Here is an 18,439-nt window from a genome sequence, read left to right on the forward strand (position 1 = left end):
ACCGGCGGGCTACAGGTCCTCGTCGCCGTGCTGCTCGTCGTCGTCGATCACCGGCACGACGACGATCCGGTCGCCCCCGCCCGTCTGCGCGACGCCGCCCGTCTCCGGGAGCCGCGCGTCGCGCACGGCCTGCACGACCCGCCGGATGCGCTCGGCCTCCTTGGCGGGGTCGAGGAACGCGGCGGCGGACCAGACCTGCGCGACCGTCCAGCCGATGCGCTCGAGCCGCTCGGCGACCTGCCGGTCGCGCACGCGGACGCTGCGCTCGGCGACGTAGGCCGCGTCGTCGGTGAGCACGGCGACGAGGAGCTCGCCGGGCAGGTCCGGGTGGCCGACGACGAGCGGGATGCGGTCGCCGTCGCCGATGCCGTAGTCGGTCTCGACGACGAGCCCCGCGCGCCAGAGCCGCTCGGCGAGGTCCAGCACGAGCCGGTCGGGGCTGCCGCCGAGGTCGACGCCGTTGCCCAGCGTGACCTGGTCGGCGGCGCCGCTGCGCTGCTCGGCCAGGTCGAGCACCTCGGCGAGCAGCCGGGCACCCGCGCCGCGCAGTCGCTCGGGGTCGAGGTCGCCCGCCGTGAAGCACGAGACGACGTGGAGACGCCGGCGCGTCGCCCCGACGGCGTCGAGCAGCATGGCCTCGGCGCCCGGGGTGTTGAGGATGCCGAACCGGTGCAGCACGCGGCCGTGCGGGGTCTTCCCGAAGCCGACGGACAGCACGATCGTGTCGCGCACGAGCCCGGCGACGCCGGAGACGTCCGCGACGACGACCGGCTCCGCGCGGGCGCCGGAGAAGAACCCGGCGAGCGCCGGGTTCTGCCGGACCTCGACGAGGAGCGCGTCGCGGATGCGGTCGGCGTGCAGGGGCGTGACGGTGACGATCGCGAGGGACTCGTCCGGCCGGGTGAGCGCGTGCTCGATCGCGACCTCGACGACGCGGTCGACCTCGGCCTGCGTGCTCTCGACCGCGCCGGACGCCGTGTCGGGCATCCCGGCGCCGTCGACGACGTCGAGCTGGACGAGGACCTCCGCGCGCGGCAGCGGCGACGGGCGCAGGACGCCCGCGTAGCCGTGCTCGGCGAGGAACGTGGTGACGAACGGGTCGCGTCGCGAGCCGTCGGCGAGCAGCGCGACGGTGGGCAGGAGCTCGGCGAGCTCGCGGACGGTGTCCGTGGACGCCGCCCGCGGGTCGCCGACGGCGACGACCTGGCGCCCGCGCGCGAGCGCCGACAGCACGAGCTCGACGGGCGTGTGCTCGATCGCGTCGAGCACCACGAGGTCGACGGTGCGGGTCGCCGGCACGAGGTGCGGGACGAGCGTCGGGGTGGCGACGAGCACGGGGCGCAGCCGGCGTAGCACGGCGGGGTGCTGCTCCGCCGTCTCGCGCAGGCTCACGAGCCGGCCCTCGAGCAGCTCGGTGAAGAGGGCCTCCGCCTCGTCGCGGTGCTCGCGCATCGCGGTCCCGAGGTGGTCGCGGACCGCCGCCCGGACGGGCGCCGCGAGGGACGCGACGTGCGCGCGGTCGAGCTCGCGGAACCGGCGCGCGAGCGCGTCGAGGCCCGCGCCGTCCTGCCCGGCGAGCGCCTGGTCCTGCGCGAGGATCTGCTCGAACACCGAGCTCCACCAGGCGAGCTCCAGCTCGGGGCCCACCTCGTCCGCCTCGACGCGGCGTGCCGCGAGGTCGGTGAGGAGCTCGCCGAGGCCGAGGTCGGTGAGCCGGTGCTGGATCGCGGTCCGCGCCGGGAGCGCGTCGAGCGCGGCGGCGTCCTCCGCGAGCGCGTCGAGGCGGGCGGCGAGCGCGTCGAGCGGCATGTCGAGCAGCCCGCCGCCCGCGGGCGTGCCCGCGAGCACCGGCTCCAGCTCCTCGGCGTCGATGCGGACGGCCTCGTGCGTGTCCTCGATGGCCGACAGCCCTTCGGGCAGCACGGGCCAGCCGCCACGGGGGCACTGCTCCTGCCAGACGGCGCGCTGCGCCTGCACCTCGACGAGCGCGGCGTGCAGGTCGGGCACGCGGACGCCCGGCCGCACCATGTCGCGCGCCTGACGACGCAGCCGGCGACGCGCGAACCATCCCATCTCGATCCCGTGCTGCTCGCGCCACTGCTTCGACGCGGTCGCCTCCACCATGTCCTGCGCGGTGCGCTCGAAGATGAGCGGCTGGAACACGTCGAGCGTGCCCCGCATCCCGCCGAGCATGGTGAGCTGGTCGCCCCACTGGCGGAGCGTCGTCGCGGTCGTGAGCCCGGTACGCTCCGCGACCTGCTCGACCTGCGCGCGCAGCTGCGGCAGCGTGTGGGCGCGCAGCCGCTCCACGCGCACGAGGGCGTCGTGCGCCTCCTGCGGCGTGGTGAGCGCCGCGCCGTACCAGGGGGTCGACGTCGCGCGGGCGGTGAAGGCACCGAGCATCGCGGCCTCGCGCAGCTCGGCGGCGACCCGCTCGCGCTGCGGCCCGACGGCGAGCACGACCTCGGTCGTGAGCCGCACCCGCGTGTCCGGCGCCGGACGCTCGGCGGTGAGCCGCGCGAGGGCCTGGAGCGCGTCGTACGCCGACACGCCCCACGGGTCGCGCACGAGGTGCAGCGCCTCGATGTACCCCGCGAGCCGGGCGCGTGCACCGAGCAGGGCGTCGCGCGTGCGCACGAGGTCGTCGTCCTCGACCGGCTCCGGCTCGGTCGCCATCGCGGCGAGCAGCCGGTGGGAGGCGGTCTCGCGCCACGTCGGCTCCGGGGCGACGTCGAGCGCGAGCCCGTCGAGGCCCAGCGCGTCGAGGCGGGCCAGGAGCGCGTCCGCGGCGCGGCGGTGGCCGGGCACGTAGAGGACGTGGCGTCCCGACGCCGCGGCCTCGGCGACGACGGCGGCGAGCGTGCCCGCGACGTCGGACCCGGTGGGGGCGTCGACGAACAGGTGCGAGCCGCTCGCGAGGACGTCGACGACGTGCCGCTGGGACGGGTCGAGGTCGCCCGCGCCGCGCTCGAGCACGGGGTCGGCGTCGCCGACGCGCGGTGCCGGGAGGTCGGCCCGCAGCGCGGCGGCGGACCGCTCGTCCCCGGCGAGCGCCGCGACGACCTCGTGCCGCTCGAGCGCGGGCGCGAGCTCGTCGAGGTCGTCGACCAGCACCTGGCCCGGGTGCACGAACGTCCCGACGAGGACCCGGTGGGTGAGGTCGAAGTCGTCGAGGACCGCCTGCCCGAGGGCCGCGATCCGCCGGGTCGCGTCGCCCGGGTCGAAGCCCGCGCCGGTGAACGTGGACCGTGCCAGCGTCACGGGGTCGAGGAGCGCGCCGTGCGCCCGGAGCGTGCGCGCGAGGAGCGGGTTGATCTCGGCGGTGGGCTCGAGCGTGAGCTCGTAGTCCGTCTCGCCGTCGCCCCGGGGCGTGACGGTGAGCGGGCGCAGCAGGACGGGCGCGCGCACCGTCCGGGGCGCGGGCTCCTCCTCGGGGCCCGGCACGCCGTCGGACGGGTCGCCGGGGCGCGTGAGCAGCGCGTCGGCGGCGTCGGGTGCCGACGCCGCGGGCTCGACGTCCGTCGGGCCGCTCGCGTCGCCGTCGGCGGGCACCACCGTGGGCGGGCGGCCGGCGACGCGGGCGAGCGCCGCGACGTCGTCCTCGGCGAGGGGCGCCGTCGGGCTCTGGGTCCAGGTCGCCACGCCGATCGCGAGGTACGTCGGGGCGACGCCGTAGCGCTGCGCGTGCTCGGCGGCCCGCACGACGACGGCGCGCGCCCGTCGGCGGGCGGCGGGCAGGGAGCCGCCCTCCCGGAAGAGGTTGGACAACCGGGTCGGCCGCCCCGCGAAGAGCTGGGCGACGCCGGAGGGGTGCGCGGCGGTGAGGTCGACGACGGCGTCGCCGAGGAGGGAGACGTCGGCGAGCGACGACCCTCCGGCGAGCTCGACGAGCCCGGCGCGCCAGCGGGCGACCGCCTCGTCGACGAGGTCGGACGTCGTGGGCTCGGGCACGAGCACGGGGCGCGACGACGTCACGTCGGCGGCCTCGGCGTCGGGCCGGTCGGTCCCGCCGGGAGGGGTCGAGGGCAGCCGAGCAGGATCGGCCACGCTCCGGGCGGCTGAGCTGGTGCGGGCTGCGGCATTCACCCTCCGACGCTAACCGTCCGCCTCCCGCCGCTCGACGCGGCGCGCCGGGGAGGTCGCGACCCGCTGCGCCACACGGCGCCGGGCCGCGACCACACCCGGGCGCGGGCCGCCGCGAGAACGACGAACGGCCCCGGATCACGAGAATTCGTGTTCCGAGGCCGTCGTTTCCGGGCAATTCCGAGATGTTCTCCCGGAGAAGTGTGAAACAGCGCGCACCGCGCAGGGGGCAGGCGATGCGCGCTGTCGAGAACTATCTTGCACGGCGCGCAGCCCAGGCGTCAACACGGCCCGGGGCGCTGGACGCACGACCACCGGGCGAGCCGCACAAACGCCTGAGAACGACCTGGACGGGCGTCCACGAGGAGGCGCGGCATTCCGCGGATCCCGGGCTGCCGGGGCGCCGTCTCGGCGTGTGGCGCGGATCACATCACGCCCTGCCGGATGGCCACCGCACGGTCACGACGACCCTCGGCAGGATACGGCCCTCCCCCGCCGTGCGGCACGCAGGAGCGCCCTGCGACCCGGCGGGTGCGGCGTCCGACGACCTGACCGGCGGCGTCACAGGATCTTCCCGGTTCCTCTGAGGGCCGGGCACGGCCCCCGTGAGCGAGGTCCACACGGACGTCCTACCGTGGAAGGACGCCCGTGGCCCGACGCCGGTCCCTGGCGCGCGGCCGTCACGGCCGGTGGCGGCGGGCGGACCAGCCCGCCGACGACCGGAAACCAGCACCACGTGACCACGCCCTCCGAGAACCCCCGCCTCGACCGCGACGCCCCGCGCGTCCCGCGCGACGAGCCCGGCCCCGACGCCGGGCCCACCGCGGGACGCGCCACCGCGGAGCCGGCACCCGAGAAGGAGCGCGAGGCCCCCGCCCGCCTCTCGCTCACCCAGGTCATCGCGAGCGCGCTCGCCGCGGTGAGCACCACCGTGCTCCTGTCCTACTTCGGGACCGCCGGGACGATCATCGGCGCCGGCATCGCCAGCGCGCTGACCGTCGTCGCGAACTACGTCTACACGCGCTCGATCCAGAAGACGCGCGAGCAGCTCGTGCCCGTCGTCGGCAAGGTCGTGCAGGCCACCGCGGGCACGGGCACCACCCGTACCCGCACCACCACGGCGGTCGCGTCGGTGCCCCGCGGTGCCGTCGAGCCCGACGCGCGGGCGGACACCGTCGAGACGGCGGTGGCCACCGCCGTCGGCTCGGCAGGGGCCGACGGCGAGGCGGCCGAGGCGGACGGGGCGGACGACTCCGAGGGTGGCCAGAACCGCTGGCTGCGGCTGATCGACCGGTACGGGCGCGGCCGCGTGCTCACCGTGACGGCGCTCGCGCTGTTCGTCGCCGTGATGGGCGTGGTCCTCGTCGTCGAGCTCGTCCTCGGCAAGCCCCTCGCGGACGCCGTCCGCGGCGTCGAGGGGTCGGGGACGACGATCAGCCACCAGCGGACCCCGAGCACCGAGGACCCGGCGACGCCGGTGCCCAGCGGTCCCTCGCAGGACCCGTCGACCGTCCCGACCCCGGGCCCGAGCCCCTCGCCGTCGACGACGCCGTCCGACGAGCCGTCCACCACGCCCACGCCCACCCCGGAGCCGACCGTGGACCCCACCCCCGACCCGACGACGCCGGTGGAACCCGCCCCGACGCCCTCGCCGGGCCCGGGCGAGGGGGCCGGAGGCGCCGGGGGCACCGGCGGCGGTACCGAGTCCGAGGCGGAGACCGGCACCGGCGACGGGAGCACCGGGACCGCGCCGACGCCGTCGACGCCCGGCAGCGCGCCCGCCCCGACGCCCGCGTCGGCCTAGCCGGACACGGGCGACCCGAGCGCGTCCCCGCGCGAGAGAGCCCCGCACTCCCGTCCGGGAGCGCGGGGCTCTTCTCGTCTGCGGTGCCTACCGCAGGATCGCGTCGACGCGCTCGGCGCAGTCCCCGCCGGCGCGCCCCGCCTCGTCGACGACGACGGAGGCGAGCTCGCGCAGGCGGACGTTCTTGTCGTTCGAGACCTGCTTGAGGCGGGCGAACGCCTCGTCCGCGCTCACGCCGTGCGTGGCGATGAGGATGCCCTTCGCCTGCTCGATCGGGCCGCGGCCCTCAGCGGCCGCGGTGATGTCCCGGCGGGCACGCTCCTGCGCGCGCCCCGCCACCGTCGCCGTGATGTCGACGAAGTAGCCGAGCAGCTCGACGACCTCGCCGGACTCGCGGTCGCGGCGCCCCTGCCCCACGAGGACGACGTACCGCTCGACGCCGTGGGCGTCCATGATGCGGTGGACGCTCGAGAACGGCTCCCCCGTGGCCGCGGCGCGGTCGAGGACCGCACGCACGTGCTCACGGTCGTCGGGATGCTTGTGCGCCAGGACGAGCTCGGTGGTCGGCACCACGTCGCCCGGCTCGAAGCCATGGACCCGGTACGTCTCCGACGACCACCACCAGGTGCCGGTACCCAGGTCGAGGCGATACTGGCCGATCTTCTGTCCGGCTCCGCGGGTCAAGGAATGGTCGATGGCATGGTCGTCCACGGACATGTCGGTGCTCCGTCTTCTCCAGAGGATGAGGAGCCAGGTCCAGACTCAACCCTTCGACCGTACTCCCGAACCGGAGAAGGCGACAGGTGGCGAGCACAGGGAAACGGTTCTTAGGGTGTCCTTGCGGCCGAGGTGCCGCAGGGGGCACCGGCCCGTGAAGAAGTCCGCAGCCGGTGCACCTCTGGCTCGGGCGGCGCTAGGGCCGGACCGGACCGTGGCGCGGCGTAGGACCCCGGAGCATCGGGACCGCACGCGACCGGGACCGACCGCGCGGCCCGAGACACCGTGCTGTCTACGCTGAGCGGATGGACCAGGCGACGGACGAGGGGCCCTTCTTCCACGGGACGAAGGCCGACCTGCAGGCGGGCGACCTGCTGACCGCGGGCTTCCGGTCGAACTACCGGCCCGAGATCGCCATGAACCACGTCTACTTCACCGCGCTCGTCGGCGGAGCCGCGCTCGCCGCCGAACTCGCGGCCGGGGACGCCGCACCACGCGTCTACGAGGTCGAGCCGACCGGCCCGTTCGAGGACGACCCGAACGTCACCGACAAGAAGTTCCCGGGCAACCCCACGCGGTCCTACCGGAGCAGCGCACCCCTGCGGGTGGTCCGCGAGGTCGCCGAGTGGCCGCGGCTCAGCCCCGAGGAGCTCGCGAGCTGGCGCGCGCGCCTCGCGGCCCTGCGGACCGAGGAGCGCGGCGAGATCATCAACTAACGGCTCGGGGTCAGGGCGTGCGTCGGTGCCGAGCCGCGCCGTCGCGCCGCGGACGCCGGACGGGGCTTTGCCCGAGGCTGGGGCCCGAGGCGACGCCACGACGCTGACCGATCCGCTCTCCTTCCACTCCTGGGACCACTCCGTCCCACTCGCCCTTGCCGTTCAGAACTAGTTCTGAAATCATGGCGGGCATGAGTGCCTCCACTGTCGAGCAGCGCGTGAAGTTCTCCGACCTTTCGCGCGACAGCAAGGCCGTCGCCGCGGCAGCCGACCGCGGCCCGGTGACCATCACGCGCCGTGACGGCGACGAGCTCGTCCTCATGCGCAAGACCGAGGCCGACGCAGACCGCGCCGGGCTCGCCCTCGCCGCGCAGATCGTCGCCGTCGCCGTCTCGGACTGGCCCAGCTCGTTCGCGGCCCGTCTTCGGGACCCGTTCCCGTGGATGATCTTCCTCTCGGACGCCGAGCAGGAGGCGTTCGCCGACGAGCTCGTCCGCACCGCTCGCGCGTGCGCATCCGTGGCGCAGTTCGAACCGTTGTCGACGGTCATCCATGCATGGATGTCGACGGCGCAGGCCAAGGCAGCCGGCTGGGACCGCACCGAGTACGTGTGGCTCGACGAGCAGGTCGAGGTCGAGCGCCCCGACGGCGACGAGTGATCGTGCCCAAGGACGTCCAGGTCGAGCGGCCGACGAAACGCACCGAACACCGACTGGTCTTCGCCACCCAGCAGGCGCAGAAGGGCTGGCGCGACCTTCGCGCCACCAAGCTCAACGCACTGGCCGATGCCTGGGACGCCCTGACGCGTGACCCGGTCCGCAACGACCCGACGTGCCATCCGCTGAAGGGCGACCTCGCGACTGTCACCGTCCACGGTGTGGAGCACGTACGACGGCAGTACCAGCTCCCGGGCGGGGCACGACTGTGGTACTACGTGACCTCGGGTGCCCCGGGCACGGTCCACGTGCTCGACGTGCCCACGCACCACCCGAACGCCACGAAGTGACCGCACCGCCACGCGCACCGGGCCTCAGTGCGGGCAGTGTCAGACTCGCCGGACTCTGGACAGCGGTCCTGCTGGGTGCGCCCGGCCAGATTCGAACTGGCGACACCCGCTTTAGGAGCGCGGTGCTCTAGGCCGCGTCGCCGCAGGTCAGGGCACATGTGCTATAGCAGCGGGGGAGGCCTGGGGGAGCCCGAGAAACGCCAGACGTTTCCGCAGGCCACAGGGCAATCTAATACCACGAGTATCGGGTATATACCGCTCTCTACGCCAACACCGCACAACGGGCGATTTTCCTAGAAGCCACATCACGCCCATGTGTCTGCAACCGGCATGGGGTGTCTGGTCATGGTCTGGCAAGCGGGGTGCGCGTGTCGAACGTAAGCGCGTCATCGTCAAGCACGGGGGCACGGGTGAAACACTCTTCGCTGCGCACAGAAGCCACCTCGGTCCTGCTTAAATCACCGCATGGTCGTTCTCGTCGATGCCCCAAGGTTGGAGCTACCGCCGGTCACCATCACCTGGGGTGGCGTCTACCCCGGGAGCGCCAGGGCCGGTGACATGTTCTTCGAACCGGACTGGACCCCGGAAGTTCAGTTCCTGGTCGGGCGCAACGGTAGCGGCAAGACCCGCACAGCCAAGGCGATGACGAGCGCGATGCGCGGAGCGGGGAGAACGGTTCACTACCTGTCCGCCGACAGGCTCGCGGGAATCACCGCGTACTCCCCCGTCTCCACCGGTGTTGGAGCGTCCCCCAGAGAGTACGCAGGGGCGGGAACCGACGACAAGGCGAAGCAGCAGTCGAAGCAGGCCGCCGAGAGCTGGGGCACGGCCAACGACACCCTTCACGTCCTGCGCGAGCAGCCGGACACACTCCTTCGCCTAGCAGCCCTCGTCCGGCGGGCCTTCGGGCGTCGCATACGCCTGGAGGAGAAGTCCGGCTTCTTGGACCCCGTAGTCGAGCTCGACGGGCAGCAGTACAGCCTTCTGCGGGAAGAGGGGCACGGCCTGCGCGAACTGGTCATCCTGCTCACAGCGGTCTATCGCACCGACTGGGAACTGCTCCTAGTGGACGAGCCAGAGCTGCACCTACACCCGTCGCTGTCGCGCCTGTGGCTCCAAGAACTGCAAGCCGAGTGCCGCAGCTCTGGTCGCCGCGCGGTTGTCATCACCCACGAGCCGAGGCTCCTGACCCCGACGACCTGGGACGACATGACCGCGATCTGGGTGACCCAACCCCAGAAGGAGCCGACCAGGCTCGGCGCGAAGGTCCCCGCTGGTCGCAGGGCGGACGTCGAGCAGTCGTTGTCCGAGAACCCGCAGCTCGTCGGCGACCTGGTCTTCAGCCCGCGGCCGGTCCTCGTCGAAGGCGTCGGCGACGTCGCAGCGTTCACAACCACCGCCAGTAGAGTGTGCGCGAGAGAAGAAGCAGCACAGACCGACTTCATCGCCTGCGGTGGGAAGAGCAAGATCCCCCTGTGGTTGCGGATCGCCCGCGATGCAAACCTCGACGTGAGAGTCATCGCAGACCTGGACGCACTGTTCGACATAACCGTCAGGGCGGCCGTTGACCCGCTGCCACTGGTCAGACAGGCGTACGTTGACGCTTTTTATCTCTCCAAGGCGAGCACCTCCAAGGCTCTTCAGCCTGTGACTGAAGCGATCAACCAGGCTCAGCATGTTCCAGCGAACGACACCGAGCGCGCCCGGGCTGCTGCTGCACTCGACAAGCACTCCCCCGGCGGCAGGTGTCTCGATGCTGTCTTGAATGTGTGGCGCGATGCGGGGGTGTGGTTACACCCCAACGGGACCATCGAAGATGCCCTCGGTATGCCCGAGCATGCGAAGAGCGTGAACGAGCTTCGCAATGCGGCGGCAGCATCCGACGCACTGGCGGAAGCGGTCACATGGGCGGTGCATCGCAATGGCGCGGACATCGACCTGTTCGAGCTGTTGACTCTCGAGGTCGAACGTGTCGGCGCAGCGCTCCTCTCCGAGTTGCGGTTCTCAGCAGGGGCCATGTTGGACCGACCCGTCGGACCCACTGCCGCAACTGATGCGCGTCTGGTCTCCGTCGAGCACGTCAAGGACGGTGTTCACCGGCTGACCGTGCGCTCCCCCGCCCTGTACAAGGGCTACTGGGTGGAGATCGACCGGGGCAAGCCCGTCGCAGAGTGGAACCTCAACCCACCGGCACCATCTCCGCATGGTGGTGCTACCGGCGAAGCGTGAACCCGCAGGCACGCGACGCACCACACCCAGGCCACCTCTCCGGGTCTGTGAGCCGAAGGCGATTCGTGCCGCAGACCCGCGCCCTAAACAGGGAAGGCCTCCGCGGCCTTCGGCCTGGGGTGGACGTTACGGAGCTCATGCTAAGCGGCTGGGAGTTGGGGAACAAACCCACTTAGAGCCTGCGGCGAGATTCAGACCGGAGCGTGTTCAGAACCGGACGCGCTCCGGTCGATCAAGCTTCGCGGGATGGCCGGGAGGCACCAAGAGTTGAGTCAATGGGATCGGCTTGGCCCCCGGCACAGGGACGATAGTCACCGTTGGAAAACGCACTGTCATGGGGCGGCCGTTGTAGGCGTCATGGTCGAAAGTGCGGGCTTGATCGAGCACCCACCCCCAGTTCGGTACCTCTACTTGCGGACCAGACGCGCGGACAGCAGTGCCCGTCTTTTGGTCAACTAAGAACCAGCGGACCTTTGAGTCACCCCGGCGTTTCCGGGGACTGGGTTTCATGCGTCAAGCCGCTCCAGCTTGGCGTTGGTGGTGACTGTAGTAGGGCGCTTCGGCTTCGACCGGGGTGAGGTCGTCGATGGATCCGTGGGTGCGCTCGGTGTTGAACCAGTGGACCCAGTCCAGGGTGGCGGCCTCGACGTCGTCGAGGCCCTTCCAGGGGCCTTCGGGGCGGATGAGCTCGGTCTTGTAGAGCCCGATCTGGGACTCGGCCAGGGCGTTGTCGTACGCGTCCCCGACGGACCCGACCGATGCGTCGATGCCGTGGTCGATGAGGCGGTCGGTGAACGCGATCGAGGTGTACTGGCTGCCGGCGTCGGTGTGGTGGACCAGCCCGGACAGGTCCACCACTCCCTCGGTGCGCCGGGTCCACAGCGCCATCTCCAGGCAGTCCAATACCAGGTCGGTCCGCATCGATGTCGCTGCCCGCCAGCCCAGGATCCGGCGGGAGTGGACGTCGAAGACGAACGCGACGTAGACCATGCCCGACCAGGTCGGGACGTAGGTGAAGTCCGCGACCCACAACGTGTTGGGCGCGAACGCGGCGAAGTGCCGGTCGACCAGGTCGGCTGCACGGACCGTGGCCGGCTCCGGTGGCCTCACACGTCGCGCCTTGCCTCGCACCGCCCCGGTGATGCCGAGCTCGCCCATGAGGCGCTCCACGGTGCACCGGGCGATGTCGTGCCCGTCCCTGCGCAGTCGTAGCCACAGCTTCCTGGCGCCCAGGACCTGGCGCTTGGACCACTCCTCGAACACGACCTTTCGCAGCTGCTCATCGCGCACCGCCCGGCGCGAGGGGCAGCGACCTCGAGCCTCGTAGTACGTGGACGGGGCGATCTGGATGCCCTGCTCGCGCAGGACAGCGATGATCGGCTCGACTCCCCAACGCAGACCACCCACGGCGCGATCCTTGTGCGCCTCGATGAACGCCACTACCTGGTCTGTGGCCGGTCGAGCTCGGCCGCGAAGAAAGCCGACGCAGCTTTCAAGATCTCGTTCGCCCGCCGCAGCTCGGCGTTCTCGCGCCGCAACCGCTTGATCTCCGCCGACTCCTCGGACGTGATCCCGGGGCGCTGACCGGCATCGACCTGCCCGCGGCGCACCCACTGCCGCAACGTCTCGGCCGAACCGATCCCGAGCTTGTGCGCGACCTCGCGGATCGCTTCGTACTCCGTGCCGTAGTTCGGCCGCACCTCAGCGACCATCCGCACCGCACGCTCCCGCAACTCCGGCGGGTACTTCGAGGGGACGTGCCATGACCTTCATCCTTCCAAGGAATCAGGTCCCCGGACACGCCGGGGTGACTCACAGCCCCACCGGGGTTGTTCCTGCGTCAGGTGTCATCCCTACTGGCGGTGCGCTCTACGCCCCTTACGTGGGTGCTGATGGGACTATGTGGCTGGCCTTCTGGACCGGGACCCAGTGGCGCAACGACCGCCTGGGCTTCGCCGTCAAGACTGGCACAAGCCCGAGCGCCTACCTCGGAGCCAACGGGCAGATGTTCGTCTCCTACGTGGGCAGCGACGGTGTGCTCAACCTCGGCCAGTGGACGGGCACACAGTGGCGCGGCGACCGCCTAGGTGCTCAAGTGCTTCCCGGCACCAACCTGAGCGCCTACCTCGGAGCCAACGGACAGCACTACATCAACTACGTGGGCAGCGACGGGACCATGTGGCTGGCCTTCTGGACCGGGACCCAGTGGCGCAACGACCGCCTGGGCTTCGCCGTCAAGACTGGCACAAGCCCGAGCGCCTACCTCGGGTGACGCCTCACCTTCCCACCACCAGTCCACATCGAGCACGAGGTTATCGTTGAGGCGCACGGGGGATTGCCGGGGCGCCTCCCCTGTCCTGTTGGACCCTGCCCGTACATTAGGGTCATGCCTATGGGAGGTCTGCCAGATCTCCTGGTCGCCCTCATGGTGGCCGGGGACATCGATGCGCTCGACGCGCGCAACCCACGGTTAGCGCACTGCGCCATCAGCGCGTTAGCCGAGATCGACTCGGAAGCCTCCAGACGCGTGCTCGCACATTTTGATGTCGAGGTCCGGGTTACGCCTAACCCTGATGTCGGAGCCCGAGTGTCCGGTTTGACCGGTGCCACCTGGATCGCAGTCTCCCGAGGGATGCTCGAACCGCACGAGGCTGGTCATGATGCCTGGTTCACGGTGACCGAGTCGGCGCGTGCCCATGTGCACCTCCTGTCGATGTGTCTCGACCCGACTGAGGAGGACATCCTTCGTCACGTCGGGGCGGACTGGGCCTTCGCATCAACGCGTCGGAAGAAGCGGGCAAGGGCTGGGCGGTCACCAGCGTCGAAGCGATCCTTGAGCTGGGCGTAGTTCCGCCAGGGGCCGTTCGGGCGACGCCATCTCGCTGCGGCTTCGAGCTTTCCGGCGTCTCGACCGGACGCCAGTGTGGTGACAGTCACCTCAGTGACGCGCTGCGACTCGCGACGTGCTTCTGGCGGCCAATAGCCGATCCAGACGCCCTCATGGCCGTCGCCCGATGTTCTTGCCCAGTCCACGACCCGCAGGCTCTGAAGAGTGCGGAGCGCATCGGCCGCAGTCCTCGGCCGCTTCTCCGGGTCGACGTTACACATCGCCCGAATCGCGGTTGCGAGCGGCCTTGGAACCCAGAACTCGGGTTCGTACGAGCGGTCGTCAAGAGCCCGTTGCCCAGCGCCAAGGCGGGCGTCTACCGCAACTTCGTCGATGGTCTCGTAGGGGAATCGCCCGTTGAGCATCTCGATCATCATCACACCGACGGCATAGACGTCACCGAGTGCTGTGGTCACCCCCGCCGGGCCCGCTTCGGGTGCTTGGTAGAGGGGTGTGACCATCTGGCTTGACGCTCCGCCCGTAGACGGGTCTATGTACGCCGCACTTCCGAGGTCTGCCAGGCATCCGCGCCGTTTCCCGTCTTCCAGCAGCACGTTCGCAGGTTTGACGTCGCGGTGAACGAGCCCATGGACGGCGTGCATGTGGTGCAGTCCGTCGAGGACGTCGATCGCGATCTGCGTGGCCTGTCTGACGCTAAACCGATGCCCGTCGATCAGTGCCCCATAGACACTGCCCTCTTCGTAGTAGGGCATGACGAACGTGATCGCGCCGAGGCCGGACCATCGTGAGTCTGGGTCCCATTGCGCCTCGTTTACCGTTACGATTCGGTCGTGCCTGATCCTGTTGAGGAGCGCCGGTTCTGACGTTCGAACCGCCGAGTCTGGGGCCCCTATCGTTGCGATGGTCTTCTGGACCATTTCGCACTCGAAGACCTCGTGGTATGCCTTACGACACACCCCTTGGTTACCTTCGCCGATCGTTTGAAGGATGCGGTAGGTCGGGCGGGTCAAGTGGTCACCGAGGAGCATTCGACCCCTCCTGGGCTGCGAGGGCGGCCATGGCAGCGAGGTCCCGCTTACCTTTCCAGTAGGGGCTAAGCGGCTGCGGGAAGACCTTGGGGGCGTGGCTCGCCAGGCTTCCGGCCGACCCGAGGCTCAGTCGCGACTTTACGGACGCACGGCTCACATAGCTGCATGGAATGCTGAGGCGGGCGGCTGCGAGGGAGAGCAACACCTCGCCGGTGATTCGGTCTCGACTCTGCCGGAAGGTGAACTTGCCGTTGCCCTCGGGATCGAGCACGGAAACAGCCTCGGGCTTGAGTTCCTCGAGCACGCGGGTGCAGTCGTCGAGCAGCGCAACGAGCTGCTGTCCTCGCTCCAGACCTTCCCCCGCCACGAGCCGGTGCGGGTCGGAGTCACGAAGTTGTCCGTCCTCGATGACGGCGAGCCAGATTGTTGCGCCTGTCGCGCTGGCACCCAATGTGCGCATGCGCAGGATGCTATCAACATGCAGGCACGTGGATGTGCCGCCGGGACGGCATTCTGGCAAGTTGCTTCTCGATAGCGGCGACATGTTCCAGCTACCTGTGGAGCAGTGGAGCCATGGTCCGTCAGGCGGATCGGGCGGCCAGCGTGTGTCAGGCGCTTGCGGGTTCCGTGCGTGCTGACGCAAGAACCCCCAGCTGATCGAACGTGAGTTCGAGTGGTGGCGTAGGCTCGTGGGGTGGGTGAGCAGGACGACGCGCGGCGGTTGATCCGCCGCAAGGGTGACGACCGTGCTGGTGTGATGGCGTCCGCCCCGCGCCCGGACCAGCTGGAGGACCAGCCCTGGGCGCAGTGCAAGCCCCTGAACTAGGAGTCGCCCGGCAGGGCACCTGTTCGCCCCGTCGGGCGACCCCCCCGTCATCGTCAGACTCCTGTGGGAGACGCACGAGGAGCTATTGCCCACCAGGGCGATCAGATGGACCGATTCCCACGTGATGGTGGTGGTGAAGGCTCTGACTCCGCCGTACAACCAGCACGAGCTGGTGGTGTGGCTGCGGGTGGAGGACGTGTTCCGCACCATCCCGCGCAGACCACCTGCCAGGCCGTGACAGGTCCGCAGACCGCTCCCCCGCACCTCCCCCGACCCCCTGTGCGGTGCCTTGCTGGTGGGTGTTTGACACGCGCACCCGGCTCTCCCCCGGGGGAGGTTTGGGGGAGCCTCAGAAGTAACAAGTTTGTATAAGTGCAGCTCAGAGCGTCGCAGTTTGGAGCAGTTTCCTCCCCCGCCCGGGGAGCCACCAGAGCCAGGGTGTCAACAGAAAGTGCCTGTGACCTGCGGTTTTACTGTGTGCGCCTGGCCAGATTCGAACTGGCGACACCCGCTTTAGGAGAGCGGTGCTCTATCCCCTGAGCTACAGGCGCGTGGCCCCGGGTCAGGGCCGCAGCACAGCCTAGCCGTCACGGGCGCCCGGACGCGAAGCGCGCCGGAAGCCGCTCCGGTCCGGGGGACGCGCGAGGATGGGTCGATGTCCGCTCACGACCCGGCCCCCCTCGTCCCGCCCACCCCCGACTCCCGCACGACCCCGCCCCGCCGGATCGTCCTCGACTGCGACCCCGGCCACGACGACGCGATCGCGCTGCTCCTCGCGCACGGGAGCCCCGCCGTCGACCTGGTCGCGGTGACGACGGTCGCCGGGAACCAGACTCTCGAGAAGGTGACGCGGAACGCGCTCGCCGTCGCGGAGCTCGCGGGGATCGACGTCCCGGTCGCCGCCGGGTGCGACCGTCCGCTCGTCCGGCCCCGGATCGTCGCGCCGGACATCCACGGCGACTCGGGCATGGACGGGCCGGTGCTGCCCGACCCGCGCCGCGCCGTCGACGACCGGCACGCGGTGGACCTCATCATCGAGACGGTCCTGGCGGCCGAGCCGGGCGAGATCACGCTCGTCCCGACGGGCCCGCTGACGAACGTCGCGATGGCCGCGCGCAAGGAGCCGCGGATCGTGCCGCGCGTCCGCGAGGTGGTCCTCATGGGCGGCGGGTACCACGTGGGCAACCGGACGCCGGTCGCGGAGTTCAACGTCCTCGCGGACCCGGAGGCGGCGCACGTCGTGCTCACCGAGGCGTGGCCGGTGACGATGGTGGGTCTCGACCTCACGCACCAGGCCGTCGCGACGGCGGGCGTGCGCGACGGGATCGCCGCGCTCGGCACCGCCCCGGCCCGGTTCGTCGGCGAGCTGCTGGACTTCTACGGCACGACGTACCGCACGGCGCAGGGCTTCCCCTTCCCGCCCGTGCACGACCCGTGCGCGGTCGCGTACGTCGTCGACCCGTCGGTCATGACGACGCGCCGCGCGCCGCTGGACGTCGAGCTGCACGGCGGGCTGACGACCGGCATGACCGTCGCCGACCTGCGCGGCGACGAGCCCGGCCCGGAGGAGTGCCGCACGCAGGTCGCGGTCACCCTCGACCACGGCCGGTTCTGGGACCTCGTGCTGGACGCCCTGCGCCGCGTCGGCGACCCCGCCTGACCGCTGGGTGCGTGATCTCGTCGCGCTCGGACCGTGCGAGCGCGACGAATTCACGCACTCAGCGAGGGGGGCGGGTGTGGGTGACGACGCGGTAGCGCAGACCGGTGGACGACGTCGCCCACTCACCCGCGTTCACGGACCACCCGGCGGGGACCTCGGGGGCGAACGTGTCGCCGTCGACGACGGCGTCGATCTCCGTGACCACGCACCGGTCCGCCTCGGCGACCGTCGCGGCGTAGAGCTGGGCCCCGCCCATGACCCACACCTCGTCGGAGCCGCTCGTCCGGGCCGCGGTGCGCGCGGCCGCGAGCGCCGCGTCGACCGACCCGGCCACGCGCACGGGCGCGCCGCCGTCGCCCTCGGGGCGGCCGCCGTCGGGCACCCACGCCTCCTGGCGCGTGACGACGACGTTGAGGCGCCCCGGCAGGGGCCGGAACCGCGGCGGCAGCGAGTCCCACGTGCGGCGGCCCATGACCACGGGGTGGCCCGACGTGACGCGCCGGAAGTGCGCGAGGTCCTCGGGCAGGTGCCACGGCATGGTGCCGCCCGCGCCGATGACGGGCCGCCCGGCGGCGTCGCGCGCCTGGGCCCAGATCAGTCCGAGCATCAGACCGCGATCGGCGCCTTGATCGTCGGGTGGTGCTGGTACCCGACGACCTCGATGTCCTCGTACTCGTAGGCGTCGATCGAGTCGCGGGGCGCGAGGCGCAGCGTCGGGTACGGGTACGGCTCGCGCGTGAGCTGCTCGCGCACCTGCTCGACGTGGTTGTCATAGATGTGCACGTCGCCGCCGGTCCACACGAAGTCGCCGACCTCGAGGCCGGTCTGCGCGGCGACCATGTGGACGAGCAGCGCGTACGACGCGATGTTGAACGGCACGCCGAGGAAGAGGTCGGCCGAGCGCTGGTAGAGCTGGCACGAGAGCCGGCCGTCGGCCACGTAGAACTGGAAGAACGCGTGGCACGGCGGCAGCGCCATGTCCTCGATCTCCCCGACGTTCCACGCGGAGACGATGTGCCGCCGCGAGTCGGGGTTCGCCTTGATCTGCTCGATCACCTGCGCGACCTGGTCGACGTGGCGGCCGTCCGGCGTCGGCCACGAGCGCCACTGGACGCCGTAGACAGGGCCGAGCTCGCCGTCGGCGTCGGCCCACTCGTCCCAGATGCGCACGCCGCGCTCCTGGAGCCAGCGCACGTTCGAGTCGCCGCGCAGGAACCACAGCAGCTCGTACGCGACCGACTTGAGGTGCACGCGCTTGGTCGTGATCAGGGGGAAGCCCTGCGACAGGTCGAAGCGGAGCTGCCGCCCGAACACGCTGCGCGTGCCCGTCCCGGTGCGGTCGCCCTTGGGCGTCCCGTTCGCCAGGACGTCGCGCAGGAGGTCCTCGTACGGGGTGGGCACGGGCCCGGGCGCGCTGCCCGACGGCGCACGCTCGCACTCGGTCGCCACGGCAAGGGTCGAGGAGGGTGCGTCGGGGGCCACGGTCGCCAGTGTCGGTCGTCGCCACGGGGTGGGTCAAACA

The 18,439-nt window shown here is 71.2% G+C and carries 14 protein-coding genes and 2 tRNA genes; 7 read left to right on the forward strand and 9 right to left on the reverse strand.

Features of this window, described 5'->3' with window-relative positions; translation table 11 throughout:
* Window positions 1-9: 9 nt before the first annotated feature.
* Complete coding sequence (locus MT994_RS15695) at window positions 10-4,047, reverse strand: hypothetical protein (RefSeq protein WP_354807004.1); 4,038 nt, start codon at window positions 4,045-4,047, stop codon at window positions 10-12.
* 772 nt (window positions 4,048-4,819) lie between these two features.
* Between MT994_RS15695 and MT994_RS15700 the strand changes: the two genes are divergently transcribed.
* Complete coding sequence (locus MT994_RS15700) at window positions 4,820-5,887, forward strand: hypothetical protein (RefSeq protein WP_354807005.1); 1,068 nt, start codon at window positions 4,820-4,822, stop codon at window positions 5,885-5,887.
* Window positions 5,888-5,974: 87 nt separating this feature from the next.
* Here MT994_RS15700 and MT994_RS15705 read toward each other — a convergent pair whose 3' ends face one another.
* A complete protein-coding gene (locus tag MT994_RS15705) occupies window positions 5,975-6,571 on the reverse strand; it encodes a PAS and ANTAR domain-containing protein (RefSeq protein WP_354807007.1) in 597 nt (198 codons plus the stop codon).
* A 338-nt stretch (window positions 6,572-6,909) separates the two neighbouring features.
* On the opposite strand from MT994_RS15705, the gene arr reads away from it, so the two are divergent.
* The 3 genes from arr (at window position 6,910) to MT994_RS15720 (ending at window position 8,326) form a co-directional block, all read left to right on the forward strand.
* Window positions 6,910-7,320 carry an NAD(+)--rifampin ADP-ribosyltransferase gene (arr, locus tag MT994_RS15710; RefSeq protein WP_354807008.1) on the forward strand — a complete coding sequence of 137 codons (411 nt, stop codon included), beginning with the start codon at window positions 6,910-6,912 and terminating at the stop codon, window positions 7,318-7,320.
* Between the two features lie 191 nt (window positions 7,321-7,511).
* Complete coding sequence (locus tag MT994_RS15715) at window positions 7,512-7,979, forward strand: type II toxin-antitoxin system Phd/YefM family antitoxin (RefSeq protein ID WP_354807009.1); 468 nt, start codon at window positions 7,512-7,514, stop codon at window positions 7,977-7,979.
* Window positions 7,980-7,981: 2 nt separating this feature from the next.
* Window positions 7,982-8,326: a hypothetical protein gene (locus MT994_RS15720; RefSeq protein WP_354807011.1), complete on the forward strand. Its 345-nt coding sequence runs from the start codon at window positions 7,982-7,984 to the stop codon at window positions 8,324-8,326.
* Between the two features lie 76 nt (window positions 8,327-8,402).
* Here the strand turns inward: MT994_RS15720 and MT994_RS15725 are convergent.
* Window positions 8,403-8,467, reverse strand: a tRNA-Arg gene (locus tag MT994_RS15725).
* A 324-nt stretch (window positions 8,468-8,791) separates the two neighbouring features.
* Here MT994_RS15725 and MT994_RS15730 point away from each other — a divergent pair.
* Entirely contained in the window at window positions 8,792-10,555 is a 1,764-nt protein-coding gene (locus MT994_RS15730; RefSeq protein WP_354807013.1) for an AAA family ATPase, read from the forward strand.
* Between the two features lie 513 nt (window positions 10,556-11,068).
* Here the strand turns inward: MT994_RS15730 and MT994_RS15735 are convergent.
* Window positions 11,069-12,267, reverse strand: a protein-coding gene (locus MT994_RS15735; protein WP_354807078.1) for an IS3 family transposase whose coding sequence is annotated in 2 segments (ribosomal slippage) — window positions 11,069-12,036 and window positions 12,036-12,267 — 1,200 coding nt in all. Because the reading frame shifts where the segments join, the coding sequence is not laid out codon by codon here.
* Window positions 12,268-12,317: 50 nt separating this feature from the next.
* Between MT994_RS15735 and MT994_RS15740 the strand changes: the two genes are divergently transcribed.
* Window positions 12,318-12,827: a hypothetical protein gene (locus tag MT994_RS15740; RefSeq protein WP_354807014.1), complete on the forward strand. Its 510-nt coding sequence runs from the start codon at window positions 12,318-12,320 to the stop codon at window positions 12,825-12,827.
* A gap of 476 nt (window positions 12,828-13,303) precedes the next feature.
* Here MT994_RS15740 and MT994_RS15745 read toward each other — a convergent pair whose 3' ends face one another.
* From MT994_RS15745 to MT994_RS15755, 3 genes are all read right to left on the reverse strand, one after another.
* On the reverse strand, window positions 13,304-14,431 hold the full coding sequence (locus MT994_RS15745; RefSeq protein WP_354807015.1) for a serine/threonine-protein kinase: 1,128 nt from the start codon (window positions 14,429-14,431) through the stop codon (window positions 13,304-13,306).
* Entirely contained in the window at window positions 14,418-14,891 is a 474-nt protein-coding gene (locus tag MT994_RS15750) for a hypothetical protein (protein WP_354807017.1), read from the reverse strand. The genes MT994_RS15745 and MT994_RS15750 overlap by 14 nt, the downstream gene beginning before the upstream one ends.
* An 844-nt stretch (window positions 14,892-15,735) precedes the next feature.
* A tRNA-Arg gene (locus MT994_RS15755) sits at window positions 15,736-15,808 on the reverse strand.
* Window positions 15,809-15,912: 104 nt separating this feature from the next.
* Between MT994_RS15755 and MT994_RS15760 the strand changes: the two genes are divergently transcribed.
* Window positions 15,913-16,917, forward strand: coding sequence for a nucleoside hydrolase (locus MT994_RS15760; RefSeq protein WP_354807018.1), 1,005 nt, complete (start codon window positions 15,913-15,915; stop codon window positions 16,915-16,917).
* Between the two features lie 58 nt (window positions 16,918-16,975).
* On the opposite strand, the gene MT994_RS15765 is transcribed toward MT994_RS15760, so the two are convergent.
* Window positions 16,976-17,524 (reverse strand): dihydrofolate reductase, encoded by a 549-nt coding sequence (locus MT994_RS15765; RefSeq protein WP_354807019.1) that lies wholly within the window; start codon window positions 17,522-17,524, stop codon window positions 16,976-16,978.
* A complete protein-coding gene (locus MT994_RS15770; protein ID WP_211933931.1) occupies window positions 17,524-18,318 on the reverse strand; it encodes a thymidylate synthase in 795 nt (264 codons plus the stop codon). The genes MT994_RS15765 and MT994_RS15770 overlap by 1 nt, the downstream gene beginning before the upstream one ends.
* Window positions 18,319-18,439: the final 121 nt, after the last annotated feature.

The organism is Cellulosimicrobium sp. MI9406 (assembly GCF_040595865.1).
GTDB classification, from domain to species: Bacteria; Actinomycetota; Actinomycetes; order Actinomycetales; family Cellulomonadaceae; genus Cellulosimicrobium; species Cellulosimicrobium funkei.